General features: G+C 47.2%; 22 protein-coding genes and 1 pseudogene. 11 read left to right on the plus strand and 12 right to left on the minus strand.

Annotation, left to right across the window (positions count from 1 at the left end; translation table 11 throughout):
* Positions 1-115 precede the first annotated feature (115 nt).
* Both PSE6802_RS0121880 and PSE6802_RS0121885 read left to right on the plus strand, forming a co-directional pair.
* Entirely contained in the window at positions 116-1396 is a 1281-nt protein-coding gene (locus PSE6802_RS0121880) for a vWA domain-containing protein (RefSeq protein WP_019502175.1), read from the plus strand.
* Positions 1397-1399: 3 nt separating this feature from the next.
* Positions 1400-2131, plus strand: a complete 732-nt coding sequence (locus PSE6802_RS0121885; protein WP_019502176.1) for an FHA domain-containing protein — start codon at positions 1400-1402, stop codon at positions 2129-2131.
* On the opposite strand, the gene PSE6802_RS33790 is transcribed toward PSE6802_RS0121885, so the two are convergent.
* Positions 2128-2280, minus strand: coding sequence for a hypothetical protein (locus PSE6802_RS33790; RefSeq protein WP_156815620.1), 153 nt, complete (start codon positions 2278-2280; stop codon positions 2128-2130). The genes PSE6802_RS0121885 and PSE6802_RS33790 overlap by 4 nt on opposite strands.
* A gap of 36 nt (positions 2281-2316) precedes the next feature.
* Between PSE6802_RS33790 and PSE6802_RS0121890 the strand changes: the two genes are divergently transcribed.
* Both PSE6802_RS0121890 and PSE6802_RS0121895 read left to right on the plus strand, forming a co-directional pair.
* On the plus strand, positions 2317-2577 hold the full coding sequence (locus tag PSE6802_RS0121890) for a hypothetical protein (RefSeq protein ID WP_019502177.1): 261 nt from the start codon (positions 2317-2319) through the stop codon (positions 2575-2577).
* A 5-nt stretch (positions 2578-2582) separates the two neighbouring features.
* The gene (locus PSE6802_RS0121895; protein WP_019502178.1) at positions 2583-3266 is read left to right on the plus strand and encodes an energy-coupling factor ABC transporter ATP-binding protein; all 684 of its coding nucleotides are present in this window, start codon (positions 2583-2585) and stop codon (positions 3264-3266) included.
* 101 nt (positions 3267-3367) lie between these two features.
* On the opposite strand, the gene PSE6802_RS0121900 is transcribed toward PSE6802_RS0121895, so the two are convergent.
* The 3 genes from PSE6802_RS0121900 to PSE6802_RS0121910 form a co-directional block, all read right to left on the minus strand.
* Entirely contained in the window at positions 3368-3868 is a 501-nt protein-coding gene (locus PSE6802_RS0121900) for a DUF427 domain-containing protein (protein WP_019502179.1), read from the minus strand.
* 18 nt (positions 3869-3886) lie between these two features.
* Positions 3887-5317: an FG-GAP-like repeat-containing protein gene (locus PSE6802_RS0121905; protein WP_019502180.1), complete on the minus strand. Its 1431-nt coding sequence runs from the start codon at positions 5315-5317 to the stop codon at positions 3887-3889.
* Positions 5318-5555: 238 nt separating this feature from the next.
* A complete protein-coding gene (locus PSE6802_RS0121910) occupies positions 5556-7199 on the minus strand; it encodes a ShlB/FhaC/HecB family hemolysin secretion/activation protein (RefSeq protein ID WP_019502181.1) in 1644 nt (547 codons plus the stop codon).
* Positions 7200-7223: 24 nt separating this feature from the next.
* Here PSE6802_RS0121910 and PSE6802_RS35510 point away from each other — a divergent pair, with 24 nt between their 5' ends.
* Positions 7224-7352, plus strand: a complete 129-nt coding sequence (locus PSE6802_RS35510) for a hypothetical protein (RefSeq protein WP_019502182.1) — start codon at positions 7224-7226, stop codon at positions 7350-7352.
* 83 nt (positions 7353-7435) lie between these two features.
* On the opposite strand, the gene PSE6802_RS29970 is transcribed toward PSE6802_RS35510, so the two are convergent.
* Both PSE6802_RS29970 and PSE6802_RS0121925 read right to left on the minus strand, forming a co-directional pair.
* Entirely contained in the window at positions 7436-8458 is a 1023-nt protein-coding gene (locus PSE6802_RS29970) for a tetratricopeptide repeat protein (protein WP_019502183.1), read from the minus strand.
* A 28-nt stretch (positions 8459-8486) separates the two neighbouring features.
* Complete coding sequence (locus PSE6802_RS0121925; RefSeq protein ID WP_019502184.1) at positions 8487-9245, minus strand: CIA30 family protein; 759 nt, start codon at positions 9243-9245, stop codon at positions 8487-8489.
* A 60-nt stretch (positions 9246-9305) separates the two neighbouring features.
* Here PSE6802_RS0121925 and PSE6802_RS0121930 point away from each other — a divergent pair, with 60 nt between their 5' ends.
* From PSE6802_RS0121930 to PSE6802_RS0121945, 4 genes are all read left to right on the plus strand, one after another.
* A complete protein-coding gene (locus tag PSE6802_RS0121930) occupies positions 9306-9836 on the plus strand; it encodes a thioredoxin family protein (protein WP_019502185.1) in 531 nt (176 codons plus the stop codon).
* A gap of 122 nt (positions 9837-9958) precedes the next feature.
* Positions 9959-10306 carry an NAD(P)H-quinone oxidoreductase subunit M gene (gene ndhM, locus PSE6802_RS0121935; RefSeq protein ID WP_019502186.1) on the plus strand — a complete coding sequence of 116 codons (348 nt, stop codon included), beginning with the start codon at positions 9959-9961 and terminating at the stop codon, positions 10304-10306.
* A gap of 166 nt (positions 10307-10472) precedes the next feature.
* On the plus strand, positions 10473-10892 hold the full coding sequence (locus tag PSE6802_RS0121940) for a DUF2996 domain-containing protein (protein WP_019502187.1): 420 nt from the start codon (positions 10473-10475) through the stop codon (positions 10890-10892).
* A gap of 20 nt (positions 10893-10912) precedes the next feature.
* Entirely contained in the window at positions 10913-12454 is a 1542-nt protein-coding gene (locus PSE6802_RS0121945) for a CPBP family intramembrane glutamic endopeptidase (RefSeq protein WP_019502188.1), read from the plus strand.
* A gap of 8 nt (positions 12455-12462) precedes the next feature.
* Here PSE6802_RS0121945 and PSE6802_RS34535 read toward each other — a convergent pair whose 3' ends face one another.
* The 4 genes and pseudogenes from PSE6802_RS34535 to PSE6802_RS0121960 form a co-directional block, all read right to left on the minus strand.
* Positions 12463-14115: a serine/threonine protein kinase gene (locus PSE6802_RS34535; protein ID WP_019502189.1), complete on the minus strand. Its 1653-nt coding sequence runs from the start codon at positions 14113-14115 to the stop codon at positions 12463-12465.
* 115 nt (positions 14116-14230) lie between these two features.
* Entirely contained in the window at positions 14231-14476 is a 246-nt protein-coding gene (locus PSE6802_RS35000) for a TOBE domain-containing protein (protein WP_225902742.1), read from the minus strand.
* Positions 14477-14480: 4 nt separating this feature from the next.
* Positions 14481-14654 (minus strand): annotated as a pseudogene (locus PSE6802_RS35970) (ATP-binding cassette domain-containing protein); the annotation flags it as partial.
* Between the two features lie 60 nt (positions 14655-14714).
* Positions 14715-15683 (minus strand): integron integrase, encoded by a 969-nt coding sequence (locus PSE6802_RS0121960; RefSeq protein ID WP_019502191.1) that lies wholly within the window; start codon positions 15681-15683, stop codon positions 14715-14717.
* Between the two features lie 377 nt (positions 15684-16060).
* Between PSE6802_RS0121960 and PSE6802_RS0121965 the strand changes: the two genes are divergently transcribed.
* Positions 16061-16993, plus strand: coding sequence for a restriction endonuclease (locus tag PSE6802_RS0121965; RefSeq protein WP_019502192.1), 933 nt, complete (start codon positions 16061-16063; stop codon positions 16991-16993).
* Positions 16994-17036: 43 nt separating this feature from the next.
* Here the strand turns inward: PSE6802_RS0121965 and PSE6802_RS0121970 are convergent, their stop codons facing one another.
* Positions 17037-17354: a hypothetical protein gene (locus tag PSE6802_RS0121970; protein ID WP_225902695.1), complete on the minus strand. Its 318-nt coding sequence runs from the start codon at positions 17352-17354 to the stop codon at positions 17037-17039.
* A gap of 111 nt (positions 17355-17465) precedes the next feature.
* Here PSE6802_RS0121970 and PSE6802_RS0121975 point away from each other — a divergent pair, with 111 nt between their 5' ends.
* A complete protein-coding gene (locus PSE6802_RS0121975) occupies positions 17466-17957 on the plus strand; it encodes a GNAT family N-acetyltransferase (protein ID WP_019502194.1) in 492 nt (163 codons plus the stop codon).
* 73 nt (positions 17958-18030) lie between these two features.
* Here the strand turns inward: PSE6802_RS0121975 and PSE6802_RS0121980 are convergent, their stop codons facing one another.
* Positions 18031-18318, minus strand: coding sequence for a hypothetical protein (locus PSE6802_RS0121980; protein WP_225902696.1), 288 nt, complete (start codon positions 18316-18318; stop codon positions 18031-18033).
* Between the last annotated feature and the right edge of the window lie 73 nt (positions 18319-18391).

Genomic DNA, 18391 nt, shown 5'->3' on the forward strand with positions numbered 1-18391 from the left:
GTTAGAACTAGGGTTTGTATGGTAGTGATTTAAATCACTGGGCGTACCCCCAGCACGCCTTAAAATATGTCTAAAATAAGTTAATCCTTTAGGATAGCTAGTTAAGTCACTGTAAATGAGCGTAAATCTGTCTTGTAGTTTAAGCGATCGCTGTCTTGACAGTTCCCAGGGCAACAGCCAGCAACGTCAATTAGCAATCAAGGTATCGGCAATTAACGATACCCGTATGGGTGGCGCACCGCTCAATCTTTGTCTGGTATTAGATCGTAGCGGTTCTATGGGGGGTAGACCTTTAGATACGGTAAAAGCCGCAGCGATCGATCTCATCGATCGCATGCATTACAGCGATCGGCTGAGCGTGGTGGCATTTGACCATAAAGCCAAAGTAATCGTCGAAAATCAAACCCTCGATCGGCCAGAAATGCTCAAAGACAAAATTCAGTCGCTGAAAGCCTCTGGGGGAACCTGCATTGACGATGCGATCAAACTGGGATTGCAAGAACTTGGCAAAGTTAGAGAGGGCACGATCGCTCAAGCGTTTGTTTTAACCGACGGTGAAAACGAGCACGGCGATAACGACCGTTGCTTGCAGTTCGCTCGCCTGGCGGCAGAATATAACATTACGCTGCATACTCTTGGATTCGGCGATGCATGGAATCAGGATGTTCTAGAGCGCATTGCCGATGCCGGTGGCGGTACTATGGCTTATATTGCCTCCCCGGATCGGGCAGCCGATGAATTTAATCGTCTATTGCAGCGGGTGCAGTCTGTTGGTTTGACAAATGCCCACTTGCTGCTAGAACTGGCACCCAACGTGCGCCTGGCCGAGCTTAAGCCCATTGCTCAAGTGGAACCCGAAGCGATCGAGTTGCCCGCTCAATCGGAAGGCAATCTAGTTATGGTGCGTTTGGGGGATCTAATGACTGAAGCTGAAAGGGTAGTAGTGGTTAACCTTTACATTAACGCTAACTCCCCCGAGGCCGTACCTGGCAGTTTGCCCAATACGATCGACATACTGACTGCCCAAATTCGCTACGACAATCCGGCGATCGCGAAGACAAGCGTCATTTCTGAACCAGTGACTGTAGAAGCGGAGCTAGTTCGGGACTTTCGCGCCCAAACCGATCCATCGGTGCAAAATTACGTGCTGGCGCTTGCCAAATATCGACAGACGCAACTAGCTGAGGATAAGCTTAAACAGGGCGATCGCACTGGCGCTGCCACGATGCTACAGTCTGCTGCTAAAACTGCTTTGCAAATGGGCGATCGACAAGCCGCGACCGTTTTACAAAGTAGTGCTACAAGGCTGCAGTCCGGTAGCAATCTGAGCGAGGCAGAACGTAAGACCACTCGTATTGTTTCTAAAACCGTGTTGCAAAAACCTTCTCACGAATAACCCATGATTACTTGTCCTAGTTGTTCTCACCAAAATCCAGACAACGCAACTCAATGCGAAGCTTGCTTGACACCCTTACCAGTCGTAACCACAATTGACTGCCCCAGTTGTGGCACTTCTGTTCAGTCAGATGCCAGTTTTTGCGGTCATTGCGGGTTTGACCTGCGTGCAATTAGCCATCATGAAGAACATGCCAGTCGTGCGGCAGATGATGCCTCTACTTTTGCCGTAGATCCTGCTGCTTTTGTTCCAGTGACAGAAACTGTTCCGCCTGTAAAGGTAGCTGCTATGCCAGAGAAAACTGAGGTGAGCAATCCATCTGCAGCCAATGTATCGCTGTCGCTTGAAACTTTGCCCGAGCTTCCCAAGGCTCCCATTAATGTCAAAACCCAGCTTCAGAGAATATCCGCTTCCCTACTGCACGTCCAGACTAATGTAACCATGGAGTTACCGACCAATCTGCAGGTGGTTCATATCGGCAAGCCCAATAATATGATCCCGCCAGACATTGATGTATCGGGATTTCCCGACTCAGACATCGTCTCTCGCGTACATGGCGACATTCGCTACGAGGGTGGGGCTTTCTACTTTGAGGATACGGGCAGTTCTAACGGTACCTACATAAATAACATTCCACTGGCTAGTGGCAATCGCCATCGCCTTCGGGCTGGCGATCGCGTCTCTCTAGGTAAAGGCGATAAAGTCAGCTTTATCTTCCAGGTGTCAGAGGGTTAATTGTACCGATAATTGTAGGTAGGGGTTGTAGGGGCTGTAGGGGCAGCGCCCCCGTGCCTGCCACCCACGTCTACCCTAAATCGATCGGGGCGATCGCAGAGATGAATTGTCTCTACGTCGGTCTTGGTGTCATACTGAATAGTAGGCACCTGAACTGCTATTAATTTACGGACGTAACTGTTTACATGTATACCATCGAGTTAACTCTGAAAAGAAATCCCATTGCTCTATCAGTTCAACGTAAGGACAGGGAATCCGCTGAGAGTTTGTACAAGCTAATTTTGTCAGCCATCAGCCCCAACAGCAACACTGTTGTCCTAGAACTGACTTGCGATAAGCAAGAAGATAAAAAGTTAGCAATTATTACCAGCGAAATTTCTGCGGTTCAAATATCGGAGAAAACAGGAGCTTCCGCCAACCTGGGCGCTGGCTTCGTGCGCAATTAAACACAATGGCTACCAATCTCCCAGTAGCAACAAGTGCGATCGCGGTGCAAGATTTAACTTTTGCCTGGAATTCAGGCGAGGTTGTCCTGGACGAGTGTACGCTCAGCGTTCCCAAAGGTGAGTTCTGGATGCTACTGGGGACTAATGGTAGCGGGAAGTCAACTCTTTTAAAACTATTGGCAGGCCTGCTAGTTCCTGCGTCAGGCCATATCGAGATCGAGCGACCCGTGGGTTTTGTATTTCAGAACCCCGATCACCAGTTGGTAATGCCTACAGTTGGAGCGGATGTGGCATTTGGCTTAGTGGCAGAAAATCTCTCTTACCTCAATACCCAAATACGCGTGGATCGGGCACTTAGTGCTGTTAACCTGGATAACTTTCAACGCCGCCCCATCTATGCGCTCAGCGGCGGGCAAAAGCAACGGGTAGCGATCGCCGGAGCGATCGCTCGACATTCCGAAGTATTGCTCTTAGACGAACCAACTGCGCTACTTGACGGCGACAGCCAGATCGACTTAGTTGCCGCTGTCCGTAGCTTAGTCAAAGAAAAATCCCTCACAGCATTATGGGTAACCCATCGACTTAACGAATTAGACTATGCCGACGGAGCCTTCCTTTTGCAAGACGGGAAAGTAATCGACCAGGGCGATCCGATGCGTCTGAAGAGTTTATTGGAGGATGGAGGTTAGAGGCTGGAGTTTAGCATTTGCGACGAATGCTTGCATTTGATGCGACGATTGTCAGACAAATGCTAAACCCTTGCGACGATGAGGGTTAGAGGGAACCCCATCTACCAGCCCATTGTCCCTGGCTCGCCCTTAAAGGGACCTACAATATCTTTAGTAATCCAGCCGCCGTAAAATCCACCTGGCTGCGGTTCTACTTTCTCGCCATCAACATAGCAAGCATCCATCAGATGCGGGTAAAAAGCCACGCAGTCTCTAATGGCGGCAAAAGCAGGGGTTGGGTTGGGATAAAACCAGGCAGCATTTTGGCATTGCTGACCGTTGACGGAAATAGAATAGTAGCCTGCTAATCCTTTCCACTCGCAGAAACTAGAGTTCCGCGATCGCTCCAAATATTCCATCTTGATATCCTCTGGCGGGATGTAGTAGACGGGGGGATGGCTGGTTTCCAGTACTCGTCTGGCATTGCGCGTATCGGCGATCGCCACGTCGTTAAATATGACGCGGATATGCTTAGGCGAAGCCTCCAGGCGAGGCGGACGGGGATAATCCCACACTGACTCTTGACCGGGCTGTGGGGGAATAGGCTGAGGACGATCGAACATATTGCACCTGGCTTTAACCTAAGCTCTTTGATAAATCTCAACCCAGTCTACTTGCATTGTCGTGGGGAATTTAGTTTTAGCATCGGGCGAACCTATGAAGGTATTACCAGGAGCACCCACACCAGTACCGATCGCGATCTTCCATTTGAGATTGGGTGGAATAGCAGAAGGGGTTGCGGTTTTGCGCAATTGCCCGTCAACATACCAACGAATAGAACCAGGTTCGTATTCAACCGTGTATGTATGGAAGGCGGTAGTAAAGTCACTGCCAACATATGTAGTGGCATCATATTGGGGACCAGAACTTCCCTGCGTCCACACTGTCATCACGTTATTTTTGGGGTCTTTGCCCTGTACTTCCATAAATACAATTTCTGGCGGCCATACCGGATTACCTTGGGCATCTTCAGCATAAAGTCCCACATATCCACCTACTCCTATTCCGGCTGGGGCTTTAGCTCTTACGGACCACTTACCGTATTCCTGCTTATAGCCGAAGCCAGTATCGATACCTGCGGCGGAATAATGCTTATCCCCATTCACCTCGGGCTTAATCGTAAGTTGCAGAAATCCGTTAGCAACAGTAGCATTGGCTGGCTTGTTCCATGAATCAATATCTGACGTACTGGGAACGCCGCTGTAGCGATTCCATTCTGGCCAACTCACATCTGTGGAAAAGTCTTCTCGATACTTTAATACCCAAGTTCCAGAATTGACTGTTGTTTTAGTCAAGAGGTTCGCCACGTTCGCCCCCGAAACCACGTTATTAGTTACGAGATCGATCTGTCCATCTCGATTAAAGTCTCCAGCACCCACAGGTTTTGTATTGGGGAGCGTTGGGAGTACTACGATTGGAGAGCCGCTATTAGTGATGTCAACTCGACTTGTGCTATCTGTAGGATTATAGAGAATCAAATCTGGAGTTCCATCTCTACTCAAATCGGCGGCAGCAACAGGGATTAATCCATTCAGATTCGATCGATCTTGCCAACCAATCTGCTGCGTGCCGCGCATCAACCAGATGCCACTCCATTGACCATCACGGTTGTAGATCGCGACATCCGCGTTACCATCTTTGTTGAAGTCTCCAGCCGCTACAGCATTAGAGCCTGCCCAGGTTGGCAAATCGACAAAACGAGAGTAGGTCGTTCCATTCATGTACCAAACGCGATTACCACTGCCATTGGTTTGCGTTGCCACGATATCGACCTTATTATCTTTATTGAAGTCGCCGGTTGCCACTGGTTTCCAGCCAGGAGTACTGGGCAAATTAACTTCTTGCAGCACCGTACCGCGATTCATCAAGGCAATTTTCGTACTGCTTTGTGCTGGGTTATACATCACCAGGTCGGCGTTGCCGTCGCGATTAAAGTCGGCAATCCCGGCAATTTGCCATCCCCCGAGCGATGAAGGTAAATTAATTTCCCCCGTGTAACTAAATGCATCCATGTAATTTTTTCACTAATAGAAAATACCCCCAGGTAAGATTACCCAAAGTAACTGTGAAACTAAGCACGGCTGCTCAAATATAAATATAAGCTTTACTTATAGATGTCTCCGCAACTGCATTTAGTTTCGATTATAGTTATATAGTGGTTTTCAGATGAAAACGAGAATTGGGTTTGGGGGCAACGCCCTATGTGACGTGAACTAGTCGCTCTAGCTTTCCGAGATCGCAGCAAGATAACTAGAGATTAGTACTCAAGGAGAAGTATAAACCAGAATCTTGAAGGTTGTTAGGACTACTGGAGTTATTAATTTTAATCAGAGGGATACCATAATCAATCCGAATTGTAAAATTGCGACTGGGTTGCCATAGCAATCCGGTGCCAAAACCTACGATGGTTTGAGACAATCCACTGGTTTCTCCATTGGCATTCCATACAGTGCCAGCTTCGATAAATGGCAATATCTTTAGAATACTCGTACCCTCGTTATCCCTTACTACCGGAAACTGAAATTCTAAAGATCCCTGAATGCCACTATCGCCAGTAATTTGATTCTGGCGGTACCCTCTAACTGACTGCGGTCCACCTACACTGAAACGATTGGGTGGTAACAGCGAATCTCCGGTTAGTTGAGCGCTTAATCTCAGTAGGGCTAGTGTATCGCGATCGCTCCCCAGTCTTTGCACGCGCAAAACTTGTCCGTTCCAAGCAAAGAATCTCCCATCTGGGGCATCGTTTCTCACAGTGGCACCGAGCGCGTCGATACCAAAGTTAAATAAAGAGCGGAATGCCCAGGCTCCACCGGGATCGCGGCTGATAAAATCCTGCCCAAATTGCAAGATTGTAGCCTGAGACCCCCCATCATTAGAGTTCCCAGTTTGCAAATTAAAAGGTATGCCTTCGACAAAGAAGCTGCTTTGCTCGATTGCCAAACCGAAGCTGAGCGCAAACTCCTCTCTCAAAGTACGCACGAGTGGCTGCCGATAGTTAAGTTCGTAAATCTGAGTATCTGCCCTGATATCTATGGTTGCGGGGGAGTTAATTGCCGTAATCTTAGCGGGATTCCTGTCAAAAGCGAAACTCAATCCCAATGTACCGCCTTTGGGATTGAGCGGCAATTGATAATCAAAACTAAAAGCATCCGCACTACCCGATCGCGTGTAGTTAGCTGCAAGGCGATCGCCTATGCCTGAGAGATTCAGCAATTGGGGAGTCACGCCAAAACGATATATACCCGTAGCAGAGTTGCCATAATTATCGAGCGATAGTCCTAGATTCAGTAATTTTGCTTCTTTAACAGTTACTTCCAGGATGCTGCTACCTCCTCCCTCCCCCGCCGACAGATTTGCTTTAATCTCAGCAATTAGCGGATCGTTGCGCAGCAGTTGGAGTTCCTCTTCGATGCGGGCAAAGTTGAGCGGTACGGTGACGGCTGGAGCAATGCGATCGCGAATGTAGTCTTCTGATAACCTGGCTGACTCGTCCTTTTTAATATCTATGCGTTCCAGTTTCCCTTCAATTACCTGGATGACAATTTCACCATCGTTAATATCTTGGTCGGCAGGCAGAACCGCACGGGATGTAATATAGTTATTCTCTTGATAGAGTTTGGTAACTTTATTTGCAAGCTCTTGTAGCTCGACTAAAGTAACCGAGCGGTTGAGGAGCGGAGCAACCAAAACTTGTAGCTGTTCGTCGCTAAAGACCGTACTACCAACAATTGCGATCTTTTTAACCGGAATCAGCGGCTCTGAAGTGGCTTGGGCTAACTGTGAAGTTAGATCGGGATTACCACCAGTCTTGGGAGAGGGTGTAGGGGGGAACAGCCTGCTATCTGCCCAGCTAGCTGAGTTTGCGGGCAGACACACAAAACTTGTTACCATGACAGTACTGCCCAGCAATAAAAAATGTCCGATTTTGCTTTTTGCAGACTTGTCTACAAGGTTATGCAAATCCACATCCTCACACTACATATAGCGGTCAGCGATCGGCAGTCAGCGATCGGTTTGGAGCATACGGCAATTACCTCGAAATAGAAATATATGTTATGTCAACAAACCAACATAGGAGTTTAGCTTATATTCCGATTTATTGCTTTATTAACGATCGAGATCTTCGATTAGATGTTTTTCTGTCTCAGGTTTTGCAAAGCCAGCTTTTTGGCGGCGGCGGCTTCATGAAATTCTGGCTTGGCGTTAATGGCGCTATCAAAACAAACAATCGCGTCTTGATAGCGTTCTAATTTAGCCAGGACGTTACCGTATTGGTACCAGGCATCACCATAGTCTGGTTGCAATGCTACTACCGCCTCAAAGCAAGCGATCGCCTCTCTGTATAAAGATTGCCTTGCCATTACCAGTCCCTTGTTATACCAAGCTGCACAATAATTGGGTTTTAATCGCACTGATTCCGTATAGGCGGCGATCGCATCCTCGTAACGCTCTAACCTGCTGAGTACGGTGCCTTTATTGTTCCACGTCTCGTGCAAATTGGCTTTGCATTTAAGCGCTTTGTTATAGGCGCGTAAAGCTGCTTCGTACTGGTGCAATTTGCGCAGGACATTACCCTTATTATTCAAAGCCTGATAAAAATTAGACTTCAGCGTAATTGCTTGTTCGTAGGAGGTGAGTGCTTCGTCATAGCGTTGCAGTTCGCTCAGGGCAATACCTCGGTTATTCCAGACATGATAGGACTTGGGGTTACTAATCAACGCTCGATCGAAAGAAGCGATCGCTTCCTCATAGCGCTTAAGCTCGGATAACACCATCCCGCGATCGCTCCAGGCTTCACAGTAATTGGGCTTAAGCTCAGTGGCAATATCAAAAGCATCAATAGCTTCTTGGTAGCGATGCAATTTGCGTAACGCATTGCCTTTATATCGCCATGCTTCATAGAAATTGGGCTTAAGTTGGAGAATTTGGTCAAAAGACAGCAGGGCATCTTCATAGCGCTTTTCCTGCATGAGCATGATGCCCTGGCTGTACCAAAGCCCACGATCGGTGCCTTGTCCGCCTTGCCGAAGATTTGCCAACCATTGCGCGTACTTGTGCAAGCCCACAGGCGACCGTCCGGCACTATCATCGCTGGGGCGATCGCCACCCGCCGGTAAGTTTTTATTAGTGTTATCGCTATTTGAGGTCACAAGTATCAACCCCTATTGCTTTCAAGTCTCAGGATATTAGCATAGACTTACCGTAAGCCTTAATTGACTGCACCTGCAACTCAAATAACCCTGCCCTAAATTTAGGGTTGAGATCGCCATCGTACTCAAATTTACTGAGCATGAGTTGCAGAGCATAGATGTTTTGTAGCTCCAAGGGGGGAGCATCGCTGACCGTCCGCGCTCGAAATACAGGTACGAACGACGTAAAAGGAATGCAGACATCAATCCAGTTGCGATCGAGTGTATCAAATGAATAGCAGTAAGCAACACCATCCCATTTGGTTGAGGTACGCAGCATGAACTTATAACGCTGCCCATCACCCTTAACCCTCAGTTCAATGCCATCATAGCCTGCTAAATTAATGGGCATCTCGAAGTTACGAGTGCGAACGGAAGCAAATCCGCCCGAGTTATTCGTCGATACATTGCCAGAGAATACCGCAATTCCATCGACAAGTCTAATCCCGCTCTCACTCACACCACCCATCACGACATCGTCGAGCGCGCCCCAGATCTCGCTTATATCTTCTGATATTTGGCTGAAGTCAAACACCACTCTTGATGTCGAGCGATCTGTAGGTACCTCTGGATGAGGATTAGAGATGCTTTGCTCGCCCATTGAACTGCCCGATCGATTGTCCGCACGAGCGAACTGAAATAATCTGTAAACTGGATTGGATGTCCCTAACCCAGGAATAGCTTCAAAGTAACACAGAGTTCTGAGGAAGCGTCCCAAGTCCCAGCGATTGGAGTTTTGCTGTGCCATATTCCACTGAGAAGATAAAATATGTTTGTTCAAGCTTAATTTTAGGACAGCCGCTTCATCATGGAAATTAATGCCTACGCTCCAGATTTTGAGTTGCCCAGTACCACAGGTGATGTAGTCCACTTAACTCCTTACCTGGAGAAGTATAGTGCAGTAGTTGTCGTCTTTATGTGCAATCACTGCCCCTATGTTAAAGCTTATCTAGAACGCTTAAAAGATATTCAAAACGACTACCAGGACAAAGGCGTTACTTTAATTGGGATCAATGCCAATGACGAGCGCAAATATCCTGAGGATAGCTTCGAGAAGATGAAAACCTATGGCCAGGAGTGGGGCTTAAATTTCCCCTACCTGCGCGATCGCACTCAGGATGTGGCCCATGCCTTTGGTGCTTCCTGCACGCCCGAACCCTTTGTCATCGATCGACAAGGCATTCTGCGCTACCGAGGTCAAATTGATGACAACTATCGCGATCCCAGTGCAGTTACCAGTCGCGATCTGCGCGATGCGATCGACTGCGTATTGCGCGGCGAAACCGTGACCAAGCCCATAGAACCAGCAATTGGCTGTTCGGTCAAGTGGAGCGCTTAAGGCGATCGCTACACAATTCGCAGCACAGATCGTTAACAGCTAAAAGCCCAAAGCTAAAAGCTAAAAGCTGTTACAAATAGGTTTACAATTATGCTAAGACCTCAATATATAAGATTTAATCTATGCCTCTAAAGTCAACTACCCGACATATTCAGGTTTATGCTGCTACCGTGGAGGACAATGAGCTAGTCGATAGTGAGTCCGCATTGACCTTAGACGTTGACCCCGATAACGAACTGAACTGGAACGATAGCGCCCTCAAGCAGGTCTATGCCAAGTTTGAGGAATTAGTAGCTAGCTATAAGGGTGCGGATCTGACGGACTATAACCTCCGCCGCATTGGTTCAGATCTGGAGCATTTCGTGCGATCGCTCCTGCAAAAAGGCGAAATCTCCTACAATCTCAAACATCGTGCTTTGAACTACAGTTTGGGACTACCCCAGGTCGTCTCGGCAGAGTCGGCGGATTAACTGTTTACTGACTTCATAGGGAAGAAGCCTTCAACCCTCAACTCTAACCCCTCCCCATCAGGGAAAGGGGGAACAGAACCAGAACGGGGGCTGCGCCCCTGCGACCCTTAAATTAATTGTAAGGATTATACGTAATATAAAATCCCTTATTCCTACACGTAAAATCATGGCAGAAGAAACTACACCCGAATCTAAAGTCAAAACTGGAGAGAAGCCCAAGGCTAAGGCTAAGGCCGAAAAAGTCAAGGAGCCTACCATCGAGGAATTGCCCTTTGCCGAGTTTGTGGGGAAACACTACGTGCCTGCTCTGGCTAAAGCTTTGCAAGCCAAAGGCATTGGGGATCTAGACCTCAAGTTCGAGCAATCTCAGGTGCAAGGGCGCTGGTTTAACGGCCTGCGTTCCTTTACTATTTATTTTACCAACCAGGATATTAATGCCCAGAAAGCATTTTCCTGTGCCGATGGTGGGCTGAAGCCCAGCACGATCGAACCATTTTTGATTGACGAGCGCAAAGCCACCCTCGACTTATTGGTATTTGGTGTAGTACAGAGACTAAATGCGCAAAAATGGTTAATGGCTAACTAAATTAATTTGGTACCCTTGCCTTGAAGCGCTTTATTCTGAGCATCTTAACTTTTCTGGTTGCATTTTTTGTGGTGCAGACGCTGGCAGATAGCTGGAGTATTCCACAGGAGATGTCCGGTCTCGATCTGTTTCAAACTGACTTAGAATTACAGGCTTTGGAGCTGCAAACTGGCACGAATGATGCAGCTTTGAAGTCTTTACTTTTGGGAGGCGAGGGCACCCAAAAAGCAACCGAACGAGCCCTGAAGAACTACCAGGAAGCTCGCAAGAATAATTTAAGAGTAATTGCCACGCTTGCCGATCGCACCGACCGACGCGACCCTGCCATCGCCAATGCGATTCAACAAAAACTCCGCAATATTCAAGACCGCAATCAACAGTTAGATTTACGCATAGGCATACTTCAGACCCAGTTGGGTCAGCGGACTGAGGCGATCGCCACATGGGAGACTGTAACTGCCTGCCAGGGCGACACGATCTCGATCTGCGTAGAGGCAACACCTACGCGCTGGACGATGACCGCCAGGATATTGCAAGGTCTGTGGTCGGAGCCAACCGCAATTTTCCCCGATGCCGAAGCGCAAATCCGTCAAACCCTGGATGGCTGGTTTCGCGATCGCGCCCTGGAACAGTTATATCAATCGCAACAACGACAGGAAAGCATACTTGAACTGAGGGATCGAGAACAAATTGCTGCCGTAGAAGCGGTTTCTCGCTTAGCAATTGCTAGTTCTATCCTCATTATTGGAGGGATCCTCGGCATTATAGTCTGGCTGTTTTTGGGCGTGCAGCGGTTGTTTTTCGCCGATAAATCTCCCTTCAGTCCCAAATCTCCGCCTCAAGCATGGACAGTGACTTGGCCCTCAGAAACCACTTGGGAAGTCATGATTCTGTGGAGCACGGGGTTTATTGCGATCTCTAAAATATTATTGCCACTTACCTTACAACAGCTAGGCATTATTCCTAATGAGAGTTGGAGCTACAGGGATCAGGCTCTAGCCGTATTACTGCCCTACGTCATCTACATGGCACCCATGCTGCCTATCCTCGCGGTTTCACTTAAGCCTTTTGCCCCCTTAGCCAAACCCTGGTTCCAGATAAAATTCTGGCCGCTAACCTGGCTCAGAGACGCGATCTTGGGTTACTTAGCTGCCGTGCCTTTGGTATTTCTGGTTTCCTTGTTGAGTCGGCAGTTATTGCAGGGCAATGGTGGTGGCAATCCATTACTGCCGATTTTGGTGGAAAGCCAGGATAGCATTGCTAAGTTAATCTTGTGGTCAACTGTTGCGATCGCGGCTCCCTTTTTTGAGGAAATTCTGTTTCGCGGCTTCCTGATGCCGTCTTTAACTAAAATCGTGCCATTCTGGTCGGCGATCGCCATTAGCGGCTTCTTATTTGCCGTAGCCCACCTCAACCTGGCCGATCTAATGCCGCTGACCGTATTGGGAACGATCTTAGGGTTTGTGTACGCGCGATCGGGCAATTTACTCGCCCCCATGTTTCTCCATGCCCTCTGGAATAGCGGTAGTTTTCTGGCTTTAGTGGCGCTGGGCGGTAAGTAGCAAGTATCCTAATTGCTTGTCGGACTAGGCGCAGGAGTTGCGGTCGGACTAGCGGTAGGCGTAATTTCGATCGTGCGCGTTGGCGGTGCGTCTGGCTCGGTCAACAGTACTTTTAGCTTGTAGTTGCTTTCAGGATTATCTTTACTGGCTTTTAACTGAATCTGGTAAGTCCCGTTAAAGCGTAACTTACCGCTCCAGGACAAAGTTTGAGTCGCTAAATATTCCTTATCTGGGCCAACTACACTCATGGTGATATGTTCGCCTGTCAATTCTGTTTTTAGCTCCTGACCTTCCTTGGCATCGAAGGTATAGCTTTTAATCAGATCGGCTTTCAGACTGCCTTCTTCTAGTTTTTCCTCGCTGACTTTTAGGGTCAAGCTCTGGCTAAAGGAGGGTGTCTGTGTGGTACTGCCTGGAGAGGCAGTTGGGCTGGCTTGGGAATTGGGGGTTGCTTGGGGGTTGGGGGTTGGACTGGCTTGGGGGTTGGGGGTGTTTGCTCCGATGGTAGGGGCTGGTGTGGTGGTGATACTAGACTTCTGCGGTCTGAGGAGGAGGGGAACTGTAAACGCGGTAACGCCTACCACGAGTAGTAAAACACCTAGTAATAAACCAGAGCTTGTATTCGATCGCGGTTGAGGTTTGGTCGTCCTGGCCGCTGCCATACCGCCAGCCTGCGAAGTGGCAGACGCTTTCACCATCGCAGAGGAACCAGCCGCATCCTTATCCTTTTGTTTTTGTTCTTCTGTAATCGTAAACGCAGATAGAGCCTGTTGTACTTCCTTAACCGATTGATAGCGCTGGTTGTAGTGGTAGCGCACCATGCGCGTCAGTACCATCGCCAGGCCATTGCTCACCTTAGTGCGATCGCGCCAAACTAGCTCGCCTGTATCGGGATCTGTGGGTAAGTCAGTAGGGCTAAATCCAGTTAACGCCTTGATTGCCAACATGCCAACTGCATAGATATCGCTACTAAAGTTGGGCCTGCCCGCGCACTGCTCGCTGGGCATGTAGCCAGGCGTACCGATCGTGACGGTAAACCGCGATTCTCCATTTGTTGATGTTTCTAGTTTCGAGCCAGGTTCTTGCAGGGCTTTCACCGCCCCAAAGTCGATCAGGACTAACTTGCCATCGCTTTTACGCCGAATCAGATTTTCTGGCTTAATGTCGCGGTGGATTACCCCTTCAGCATGGACGAACTCCAGAACGTGCAATGTGTCCTGGAGCATGGCAAGCACTTCCGGCTCGGATAGCTGTCGCTCCTGTTGCGGTGTCGAACTACTATTGGCATTACTGGCATTACCTTTAGGAGTATCTTCTGGTTCTGCTTCCTCCAATTTCAGCGGCTTCATCTCCTCGTACAGCGACTTACCTTCAATAAATTCCTGTACCAGGAAAAACTGATTTTCTTCCTCAAAATATGCCAATAACTGGGGAATGCGATCGTGCTTGCCCAGTTTTTCTAAGGTTTCCGCCTCTGTATTAAATAATCGCCTGGCTTCTCGAATAAAGGTCGGATCGTCGCTGGCGGGCTTGAGTTGCTTGACCACGCAGATAGGCGACCCCGGACGGCGCATATCGCGGGCAACATAGGTGCGACCGAATCCCCCCACACCCAATACTTTGATCAGTTTATATCTGCCATCTAATACTTTTGCCGCCATCTCAGTCACCTAGCTACGAGCTACTCTCAATTTTAAAAACAACATACCCATTCTTGTAGTCAATTTAGTACCGCTGGGCAATTAATTATTTAACGTCAGTTCGACAGACCTCACGTTAATAAGCGTGAAGCAGGGCATCTCCTGACTCGCGATCGAATAGGTATAACTTGCTGCTATCTAAGCGCCAGCCGGATTTTTCAGCGATCGCATAGGTAAGATCGGCAGAGACTTTGGCATGGACAGAGAGATCGTCAATCGCGATCGCTAAATTAGTTTCCGAACCCAGCGCTTCGACTAACTGCACGAATCCACACAGATGGGCATCCTGGAGATCGGCGGGTTGGAGGTGTTCGGGGCGAATACCGACCATCGGTAACCGTTTCTAGTCCGGCAATCAGGCGCAGGAGCGTACTTTTGCCGCAGCCTGACGGCCCTACCAGCACCATAAACTCGCGATCTGCGATCGTCAGATCTATATCCTTGAGAACCACATGTTGCCCAAATGCTTTGGACACACCACACAAGCGCACCGTCGCCATGAAAACCTTTTACATATTAATCAGCCTTAAATTTAGCACGTTGCCTTGAGTAGGCTGAGCCTATGCATCTAGCGGGCTGCGTACGCCTCGCCCCCCGCGATTGAGGACGTGCGTGTAGATCATTGTTGTGCGAATATCTTTGTGCCCCAATAATTCCTGTACGGTGCGGATATCATAGCCATCCTCCAATAGATGCGTAGCAAAACTGTGTCGGAGAGTATGACAACTGCCATGTTTAGTAATTCCTGCTTTTCTAATTGCCGCTTTCATAGCACGTTGTAGTGAATCTTCGTAGATATGATGGCGGCGGACTATCCCAGTGCGGGGATCGATTGAGCGCTTTGCTGAGGGGAATACAAATTGCCACGACCATTCGCGATTTGCATTTGGATACTTTTGTTCTAATGCATTGGGTAAATATACTGCTCCAAATCCTTGTGCTAAATCCCTGTGATGTATGAGTTTGGCTTTTTCCAGTTGCAGCTTGAGCGGGATAATTGTTGAGGTTGGCAGCATTGTCATGCGGTCTTTATTGCCTTTACCGCTACGTACTATAATCTGTCGATACTCAAAGTCGATATCCTTTACCCGTAGATTTAAGCACTCTGTAAGACGCAGTCCTGACCCGTAAAGCAAACTCGCCATCAGGTGATACTCATCCTCCAAATTGTCTAGAATAGCTTTCACTTCAGTGCGGGTAAACACGACAGGAAGTCTTTGCGGACGTTTGGCAGGCTCAATTCCATCCAAGAAGGGTAAGTCAATTTGTAAAACTTGCTGATACAAAAACAAAAGTGCATTCCGTGCCACATTTTGCGTTGATGCTGCTACATTCTTGTCTATTGCCAAATGAGAAAGGTAAGACCGAATTTCAGGTACTCCCATATCCTTGGGGTGGCGTTTGTCATGGAAGAGGATGAAGTCTTTAGCGTAGTAAACATAAGATTTTTCGGTCTTTAAGCTCATGTGCTTGAGACGAATAACTTGACGTACGCGATCGAGCAATCGTGGTGGTTGTGGCTCAGTCATCTTAAAATGCGGTAATACATGCTTTCTAGCGGTACTAGACCGCACTAAGCTGTATTATTCCCAAATTCCGATGTGTTATACCGCACTGTGCGGTTAAAGATTCTTTACACAACTATTAGACCGCAATATGCAGTAAAACGCATACTAAACAGCAATATGCTCTAAAGACTGCTCTCCAGCATTACTAGACTGCTAAATACGGTAATATGCTCCAATTCAGTGTGCTATACTACACTTGGCGGTTTAATATATAGTTAGCCTGCTTTGTCTCTGGTCGAGGCAGTATACCAAGGTTGGTTGTCAGTGCCTAAGAATCAGTCATTTTAGAGTTGTCCATAGCATAATAAAGTATTAGTACAACCAGCAAAATTTCAAAAGTGCTAAGAAAGGACGGGAAAAAACTTGAGGAGCTTGTTGCTGAAATTGAGAAAATTGTGGCAAGAGCTGGGAAAACCGTAGAAGTCAATAAACGTTTTTATGATGATCAAGGTGTTCAAGTAGCTGAATTTGATATATTTATCACTTTTTTATCAGATCTAGGTGGTCACAAGTGGCTAATTGAATGCCGGGATCGTCCTTCTCAAGGTGCTGCCCCCGGAAGCTGGATAGAACAACTCATTGGGCGGAAATTTTTGCACCAATTAGATCGTGTCATTGCTGTCTCAACGACAGATTTTTCTCCTGGGGCAAAACACTGGGCAGAGGAAGGAAGTATCGAATTAAGAACGGTCAACCAAGTAGAAACGCCAGAAAGCTGGCTATGTAATGCTGTAACTTTCCTGAGTAGAACAGGTACTTTTAATAATTGCAAAGTGAACTTACTCAATAGAGGATTAGAGCAGAGCTATATTGACAATATTGTAGAAAATATGCCGTCTAATCCAGACGAGATACTCATATCTTTTGAGAAAATAGATACTCGTCTACTTCCAAGAGAGTTGTTTCAAAACCTTTGCTTTGATGATAAAAATATGATTTATAAAAATATAACTCCTGGAACATCTAAATCGATTCATATCACTTGTCCTCCTGACCTCGAAAGAACTGGACTGATGTTCATAGAATTTGACAATTTTAAAGTCCCGTTGGAAAACATAGAGTTTTCTGGCGAGGCAAGAATTGAGATGAATACAGTTCCCTTTGACAAGATAGAAATTTATAAGCACAGCAAGGAAGCGGGGTTTATTGGTCAGAGAATGACTTGTTTGTTTGAAACTGATCAAGAAAAAATGAAGTTTCAATTCTATGATGTTCAAGTAGAGGAGGGTCGCCAAATTGCAATAAAAGCGGATAAGGAATCAAAAAACTAAAGTTGGTTTGCTAGCAGTCTTCAATAGTAGTAGTTGTCGCAGGCTAACAACCCTGCTGGAGCGGACTGACGAGAGATCTTGGTTGTGTTGTAGAGGTCACTTTCAGCCGCTCAGCAGGAACGTTATACGTACCGATATCGCCGATTGAGTCCGTTGAGATTGTCTGAGTGCGATCGCAAACAAGCAAACAAGACGTATCGGTTACGTTTGCAAGTCCCAACAGGGGATCGGCGATCGCATAGATAAGCAGTTCGAGATTAGGCAAGCATAACGGGTCTGTTTTCTGCTCAAGTTCGGACAGTGGATCGGGGCGATCGCAAGAGATAAATAATTGTGAAGCGATCGGTGTATAACACATCATTGGAGCGGAAAATATTGAGATATTGCGGTTTTGAGTTGGGGGCGATCGCTTACCGCTCAATTTAGCCGTTAGGCAGAGTTTGTGAGAGCTTAATGGGAGATTTTTGGGGTGATGGAGAAGTTAGTGGAAATAGATAAAACAAAATTAATCATTCGCAAAGGAAATAGAAATGATATAGATGCAATAACCAAATTTAATATTTATGGTTCCGAAGAAACTACTAATCAATCCCCTCCTGTTGATGACATTAAGGTTGGTGTTTCATTTGTTTTGCGTGGTCATCAAGACTTTTATCTAGTAGCAAAGTACGAAAATGAATATGTTGGTCAATGCAAGGTGCACCACCATTGGTATGACTGGTATGATGCTTCCTTCTGGTGGGTTGAGCATTTATATGTAGCAAAGAAGTACAGGAAACAGGGGATAGCATCAATGATTTTAGACGAGGTTTCTAAGCTTGCAAAAGAAAATGGCTATGTAAAAAAAATTCTTTTACATGTACATCAAGATAATCATCTTGCTATAAAGGCATATGAAAAATGGGGATTTGACATCCATGACAATAAATTGATGTATTGGAGTATCACTAATGGTCTAAGTTAAACATAAATATCCTGCTTGTTTTTATGCTTTTGAGGTGCCTAACAAGCGCGTGCACTCGGAACGGAGGTTTAAGCTATCGGTTATGATGCAAAAATTGTCGCCGTCCGGTGACGCGCAGGGCGTTATACGTACCGATATCGCCGATTGAGTCCGTTGAGATTGTCTGAGTGCGATCGCAAACAAGCAAACAAGACGTATCGGTTACGTTTGCAAGTCCCAACAGGGGATCGGCGATCGCATAGATAAGCAGTTCGAGATTAGGCAAGCATAACGGGTCTGTTTTCTGCTCAAGTTCGGACAGTGGATCGGGGCGATCGCAAGAGATAAATAATTGTGAAGCGATCGGTGTATAACACATCATTGGAGCGGAAAATATTGAGATATTGCGGTTTTGAGTTGGGGGCGATCGCTTACCGCTCAATTTAGCCGTTAGG

Source organism: Pseudanabaena sp. PCC 6802 (assembly GCF_000332175.1).
In the GTDB taxonomy this organism is placed as follows: Bacteria; Cyanobacteriota; Cyanobacteriia; order Pseudanabaenales; family Pseudanabaenaceae; genus PCC-6802.

What these genes read in the sequence shown, in the direction of transcription:
- PSE6802_RS0121880 (WP_019502175.1), top strand. Translation starts at nt 116, where the DNA reads ATGAGCGTAAATCTGTCTTGTAGTTTAAGCGATCGCTGTCTTGACAGT.
- PSE6802_RS0121885 (WP_019502176.1), top strand. Translation starts at nt 1,400, where the DNA reads ATGATTACTTGTCCTAGTTGTTCTCACCAAAATCCAGACAACGCAACT.
- PSE6802_RS0121890 (WP_019502177.1), top strand. Translation starts at nt 2,317, where the DNA reads ATGTATACCATCGAGTTAACTCTGAAAAGAAATCCCATTGCTCTATCA.
- PSE6802_RS0121895 (WP_019502178.1), top strand. Translation starts at nt 2,583, where the DNA reads ATGGCTACCAATCTCCCAGTAGCAACAAGTGCGATCGCGGTGCAAGAT.
- PSE6802_RS0121900 (WP_019502179.1), bottom strand. Translation starts at nt 3,868, where the DNA reads ATGTTCGATCGTCCTCAGCCTATTCCCCCACAGCCCGGTCAAGAGTCA.
- PSE6802_RS0121905 (WP_019502180.1), bottom strand. Translation starts at nt 5,317, where the DNA reads ATGGATGCATTTAGTTACACGGGGGAAATTAATTTACCTTCATCGCTC.
- PSE6802_RS0121910 (WP_019502181.1), bottom strand. Translation starts at nt 7,199, where the DNA reads ATGGTAACAAGTTTTGTGTGTCTGCCCGCAAACTCAGCTAGCTGGGCA.
- PSE6802_RS35510 (WP_019502182.1), top strand. Translation starts at nt 7,224, where the DNA reads ATGTCCGATTTTGCTTTTTGCAGACTTGTCTACAAGGTTATGCAAATC.
- PSE6802_RS0121925 (WP_019502184.1), bottom strand. Translation starts at nt 9,245, where the DNA reads ATGGCACAGCAAAACTCCAATCGCTGGGACTTGGGACGCTTCCTCAGA.
- PSE6802_RS0121930 (WP_019502185.1), top strand. Translation starts at nt 9,306, where the DNA reads ATGGAAATTAATGCCTACGCTCCAGATTTTGAGTTGCCCAGTACCACA.
- ndhM (WP_019502186.1), top strand. Translation starts at nt 9,959, where the DNA reads ATGCCTCTAAAGTCAACTACCCGACATATTCAGGTTTATGCTGCTACC.
- PSE6802_RS0121940 (WP_019502187.1), top strand. Translation starts at nt 10,473, where the DNA reads ATGGCAGAAGAAACTACACCCGAATCTAAAGTCAAAACTGGAGAGAAG.
- PSE6802_RS34535 (WP_019502189.1), bottom strand. Translation starts at nt 14,115, where the DNA reads ATGGCGGCAAAAGTATTAGATGGCAGATATAAACTGATCAAAGTATTG.
- PSE6802_RS0121960 (WP_019502191.1), bottom strand. Translation starts at nt 15,683, where the DNA reads ATGACTGAGCCACAACCACCACGATTGCTCGATCGCGTACGTCAAGTT.
- PSE6802_RS0121970 (WP_225902695.1), bottom strand. Translation starts at nt 17,354, where the DNA reads ATGATGTGTTATACACCGATCGCTTCACAATTATTTATCTCTTGCGAT.
- PSE6802_RS0121975 (WP_019502194.1), top strand. Translation starts at nt 17,466, where the DNA reads ATGGAGAAGTTAGTGGAAATAGATAAAACAAAATTAATCATTCGCAAA.
- PSE6802_RS0121980 (WP_225902696.1), bottom strand. Translation starts at nt 18,318, where the DNA reads ATGATGTGTTATACACCGATCGCTTCACAATTATTTATCTCTTGCGAT.